The sequence below is a fragment of the Acidovorax sp. HMWF018 genome, from assembly GCF_003061035.1.
GTDB classification, from domain to species: Bacteria; Pseudomonadota; Gammaproteobacteria; order Burkholderiales; family Burkholderiaceae_C; genus Acidovorax; species Acidovorax delafieldii.
This window is the reverse complement of record NZ_QAIM01000328.1, coordinates 1-4860: the sequence shown is the minus strand read 5'-3', so window position 1 is coordinate 4860 and position 4860 is coordinate 1. Positions and strand designations below refer to the sequence as shown.

Here is a 4860-nt window from a genome sequence, read left to right as displayed (position 1 = left end):
AAACGAGGGGACCCCCAATGGCGGCAAGGCCTTGCGCGACGCATCCCAGGGGCTCGCCAGTGGCCCAGTCCTTGCCGGTGATGAGGTTGGACAGGCTCAGCAGGTTTCCGAGAATTGGAACCGCGCTGAGCATGGGGGCCAAGGATTTGTTGATCACTTTGCCCGCAAAGGTGCGGCCGAGGAGCAGGTCTTGAACCTGGCGGTGCAGGTTGTCGAGAATAAGATCGCGAACCGAACGAATGCCATCGGCCTTGAATTGGTCAAGGAACTCCTTTGATGGCCCCATTCTCGTGCGCTCCGAGACGCTATCAGGGGCACCGAGTCCAACACGCTGCGTCTGGCGCTGAGATTCGGCGTAGTAATCCTTGGTGTCAAACTCGAAAGGCCGGTCCGTGGTGTTCGTGATCGTGATGGAGGGGGTCAGCAGTGTCTTGCCGACCGTCTGTGCGGCGATTCCGGGAGCGAGCATCGTGTAGTCGCTATCGTCCTCGGGGATGGCTCCAGGAACCGTTCCGTTCGTCACCTCATTCAATGTGTTGTCCGCAAGACCCTGCGCATGTTGCGGGTCGTTGCTCTCCGCATTTCGAAAGCCATCGATCAGGTTGAACTCTTGACCGCGGCGGTTCTTGACCGTCGTGAGAGCCCGCAGAACATCACCCAGGGGATTGGCCGTCTTTTCCAATTCCTGCATGTGATACTGCATGAATACCCGGTCCCCGTCCGGATATGCGCGGGCCATCATGTCCAGGTGCCTTTTGGAAACAGCTTTGGCGTGCTTGCCCTGTGTCCCAGCCTCGCGCAACGCCCACACAAGATATTGCATCGTGCGGCGTACATCACGATCTTCTTTTGCCAGTGCATAGAGACCACGGTAGACAGGTAGCAGGGGCTCGGGGATGAGTTGATCCACCTTGCGCAGCACGAATTTTTCCCGACTGCTAGGCGCTGGGAGGCTGGCGTCGAGGCAGTAGCCGCGCTGAGAAAACTCGACAGTGGAGCGAGGCGGAACGGTAACTACGGTGCCGTTGACCTGTGTGCGTGTTGCCGTCGCGCGCCCCTGCTTGGCGTTATCAAGCTGGTCGTATCCCATATCCATCAAGCGCAGCATCTTGGCGGTGGCCAGCGCAAGGGGGCCTGCCTGATCGAGCGCGATGTGCTTGGAGGCCAAAAATGGCTGCAGCTGCTGCTTCCACTGCATGCCGGCTTCTCGCAGATCTGCCTCCGTGGAGCCGCCACTGGCTCCGTTGATCAAGGCCTTGGCTTGCGCAGCAGAGGCAATTTCATCGGCGCTCAGCGGTGCCTTATTCAGGCTCGATGTCTTGGGCGCCGGGGGCGCGAAAACGTCATTGAAAACGGTGCCTTGGGTGGCGCATCCTGTCAAAACAGGACCTGCAGAGCTGAGGGCGAAGAACTGGAGAAACTTTCTCTTTTGCATTGGCGGTTTTCTGGATGTGCTTGAACGGGACCATAGACGCAAACGTTCGCAATGCGGTCGCGGGAATCGGTCAAAAAGTGCCGATATCCACCGTCTTAGTTGTCTGTTCGGCTACGGGATGAAATTTCAGACTACAGGGGATTACCTTCCCGTCAAGCGGCCGGGCTACGGCAGTGAGAATGCGTGCGCCACGCGATCACTACGCCTCTTGGCAATGACTTGTAGGGCCAAAAAAAAGGCCCATGGCTCCCCGAAGGAAGAGCATGGGCCTTTTGGCTCGTCGGTTTAGACCGCGCAAGCTTTCAGAACTCGCCTGCCGGACGGAATCCAGCGGGCGTAGTCCAAGTGCGAGGTTGTGCGTCCCAGTTGGCGCCCTGCTCGAACTGAGCGGGGGGTTGCTGGTACGGTTGTGCGTAGTTCACATTGGCATTTCCACTTTGGTAGTGGCCTGCTGTGCGAATAACGCGCGTCTGACCTCCTTGCTGCAGAACACGAACACTGTCGCCAGGGTTCAGTTGGTCTGCGGGCATAGGCTGCACCACGGCTGTCATCTGGCCGTTTGGCAACTGGATGATGACTTCCTGGGCATCCTTCTTGGCGATCTGCTGGGTGATCTTGTTCCCAGCGTATCCGCCAAATGCGGCCCCAAGGCCGGTCGCAATGACACGGCTTGTTGTGCTGGTGCGCTTACCTGCAGCAGCATTGGCGACGACGGCACCGAGAACCCCACCGATGGCAGTGCCAACGGTGCGTTCCTGGTAGCCAGGTTGTTCAACTTGAACATTGCGCGTCTGGACAACGGTTGCGTCCTGCACGTTGCCGCGCAGCTGCGCGGCGTTGTAGCCGTAGCCGCTTTGCGCCATGGCCCCCGTAGAGAAGGCAAGAGCAGCAAAGATCATCGCGCAGGCGCGAGCAAACACTTGAGTAGTCATGATGTTTCCAAAAGGAGAGCGTCCGCGTTGAATTGCGAACAGGGATGGTTGAAGTGAACCGAAGTTCAGTGTGCGAACACTGGCTTGGTTCTTGTGATCTCTGCGACGGCCAGGGCCGTAGCTCGATCGAAGTTCCAGTACGTGATTTGGTGCGAAACCGGGGTGGCTGGGTCTTGGACCTGGCCACTGACGATATCGACCGCGCTACCGCGGTAAATGAAACGCACGGGAGTGCCCCGCTCGACTTGCCGGGCCCGAAAGGTATTCAGGCTTTGCACGTCCAGCGGTTGCGGTGCTTCATCTGCCGAGGGCGAATGAAACGCTTGCGGCTGACTTTTCTGCATGGGAGAGGTTGAAAAACCGGACCCAGGCGCCCATAGGGCGCAAAGGCCCGTACGGGATTGGCACAGACGTGCCAGAGGATGGGGCGTGCACAGGGCACGCGCAGTTCACAGAGTGAAAGGCTTGGGGAATATAACGCGAATCTGCGCTTTGAGCAGCGCTTTGCTACTGAGCTGAAGGGCGCGGGGGCTACTTGTGAAGGATGCGCTCAGCCGTGGACGAGCTTCCATCCGTCCGGTGTGTTCTTCAACTTGAACATCATGGGACCTGATGTTTTCGACGCGAATTGCAGCTTGCCAATGAGTTCGGTGACCCCGTTGGTTTCCGCTTTGTTGGTCACGATGAAAGACTTGCTGGGTCCGCTTTCCTTGCAGATGGCGGTTGCCATCAGTTTTCCAAAGCTGGTTGCCTTGCCGTCGATATACACCTTGTCCATTGCAGCCTCGTCGTTCGCGCATGCTGCCTTCATGAAGCTGAGGATCGCGTCCTCCGGGGTGTTTGCCTTGTTGGAGGAGCAACCAGCGAGGGTCGCGGCTAATACGGCAGAAGCGAGAGCCAGTCTTGCGAGGGTGGAACTGTGTTTTTGCATGCTTTGATTTTCCACTTTCTACGCGGCTGTCAACCCTACTCCAGCGGTCTGACCGTGACTCCGGGCCCGGCGGCGGATACCAAGGCTTGTTTAGCCCGTTCCGCTTCTTTAGGGTCATCGAACGGGCCCATGCGCACGAGCACATCAGGGCCGCGCCGCACAAGTCGAGCCTGAAGGCCGAGGTTACGCAGATCACCTATCACTTTGTTTGCGGCGTCTGCAGACGGTAGCAGCCTTGATTCAATCAGCGGTAGCGCTGCGGTATTCCTGGGGGATGCTGCTTGGATAGGAAGATCCGCTTCCAGATGAGCGTCTTCCTTGGACTCAATCTTCGTTGCCGAGCGCACAGGCATGGGAGGCATAGGGCGCTCTGGCCAGAACAGGTGATTGGGGTTCCAGTTCGCTGTTTGAGTGGCTTCAATAGCGTCCTGCGCATCTGTACGGTACTTGGCAGCGAACCTTGGAACGGGCAATGCTGCAACCCAAAGCGCGATGGCCAGGGCAATGCCCGCGCCCGCGAAAACGCCGCACAGCATTGCCAACCAGAAGCGTCGTGATTTGCGCATTCAGCCCATGCGTTACTCAGAACCCGATCTTTTCCTTGAAGTCGAACTTGGGGTGTACGCGTGTCACCTTCTGAGCATCTTTGTCGAACCAGATTTGCACCCACTTGAGGTCAGTTCCGATCGTTGTCCAGAAGAGTTGAACGGCGTAGTCTTTGCGGATCGTCAAGTGGACCGCTGGTCGACACCGAAAGATCTCATTGACCTGGGCCGCACTCATGCCCTCTTCCACTTTGCTGAAGTTCGCTTCATTGAATGACTGCAGGGGGCACTTTTGGCCCCCGAAGTCCGATCCTATCGGCTGGTCAGCCTTGTCCTCCTGAGCGTAGCCTTGCGTGCACGCTGCAGCCAATAACGCAATGAGCGTAGCTTTCACCGGCAAACTGTTCATGACGTGACCACCTCACCGCCGATCCGGCTGGCACTGTCCTTGAGGTACAGCTCGTAGGCGTAGCTGAGGTCTCGCAGCAGCGATGCGGCCTCGTTTAGCGTCTGAACGTCACGCTCCAGTGCTGCGGTCTCGGTGGTCGCTGTTGCGAGGCGTTCCAGAGCCTGGTGCAGCGTTACTACGGCTGTCTCGCCCCGCCCGTCGATGTCACCGGAGGATCCCTGGAGGATTTCGGCGATTCGGTGCAAATGAGCATTGCAGCGAATCACATCCTTTTCCATCAGGACTCTTCTTTTTTCAGCCTCGCTCACGTATTGGCGTGCCTTCTGCTTGACGTGCGCGAATTTGCGGTGGCTGCGCCAGCGCGAATAGGCCAGCAGTCCGGACAAGCCGATGATGGGGGATGTGATTGCGATGAACGCGAACAAGGGGTCCACTGTCATGTCTGAGTCCTGCTCTACCAGGGGCGAGGGGTAACGTTGAAGAAGAGAACTGCACAGATCGCCAACCACGTGATGCAGCGGACGCAGACCTGAGCCGTCGATGTTCTTGATGCGGCTGTTATCCATGCAGCCGAGCCCACGAGGACTACAAAGTAGATCGAGGCCAAA

Annotated in this window: 6 protein-coding genes; all 6 read right to left on the bottom strand. The window is 58.1% G+C overall.

Annotated features, from left to right (window positions below):
- On the bottom strand, window positions 1-1435 hold a 1435-nt coding region (locus tag DBR23_RS12380), incomplete at its 3' end, for a hypothetical protein (RefSeq protein ID WP_146191322.1).
- Window positions 1436-1737: 302 nt separating this feature from the next.
- The gene (locus tag DBR23_RS12375) at window positions 1738-2355 is read right to left on the bottom strand and encodes a glycine zipper 2TM domain-containing protein (RefSeq protein WP_158276452.1); all 618 of its coding nucleotides are present in this window, start codon (window positions 2353-2355) and stop codon (window positions 1738-1740) included.
- Between the two features lie 562 nt (window positions 2356-2917).
- Window positions 2918-3298: a hypothetical protein gene (locus DBR23_RS29300; RefSeq protein WP_146191321.1), complete on the bottom strand. Its 381-nt coding sequence runs from the start codon at window positions 3296-3298 to the stop codon at window positions 2918-2920.
- 35 nt (window positions 3299-3333) lie between these two features.
- Window positions 3334-3864, bottom strand: a complete 531-nt coding sequence (locus DBR23_RS12360) for an SPOR domain-containing protein (RefSeq protein WP_108498441.1) — start codon at window positions 3862-3864, stop codon at window positions 3334-3336.
- A gap of 16 nt (window positions 3865-3880) precedes the next feature.
- Entirely contained in the window at window positions 3881-4252 is a 372-nt protein-coding gene (locus DBR23_RS12355) for a hypothetical protein (protein ID WP_108498440.1), read from the bottom strand.
- Window positions 4249-4860: hypothetical protein (locus DBR23_RS12350; RefSeq protein ID WP_233250424.1), on the bottom strand; the 612-nt coding region annotated here is incomplete at its 5' end. The genes DBR23_RS12355 and DBR23_RS12350, both read right to left, overlap by 4 nt.

Excerpts from the sequence above, each read along its gene's own strand:
- DBR23_RS29300 (WP_146191321.1), bottom strand. The coding sequence starts at position 3,298 with ATGCAAAAACACAGTTCCACCCTCGCAAGACTGGCTCTCGCTTCTGCC.
- DBR23_RS12360 (WP_108498441.1), bottom strand. The coding sequence starts at position 3,864 with ATGCGCAAATCACGACGCTTCTGGTTGGCAATGCTGTGCGGCGTTTTC.
- DBR23_RS12355 (WP_108498440.1), bottom strand. The coding sequence starts at position 4,252 with ATGAACAGTTTGCCGGTGAAAGCTACGCTCATTGCGTTATTGGCTGCA.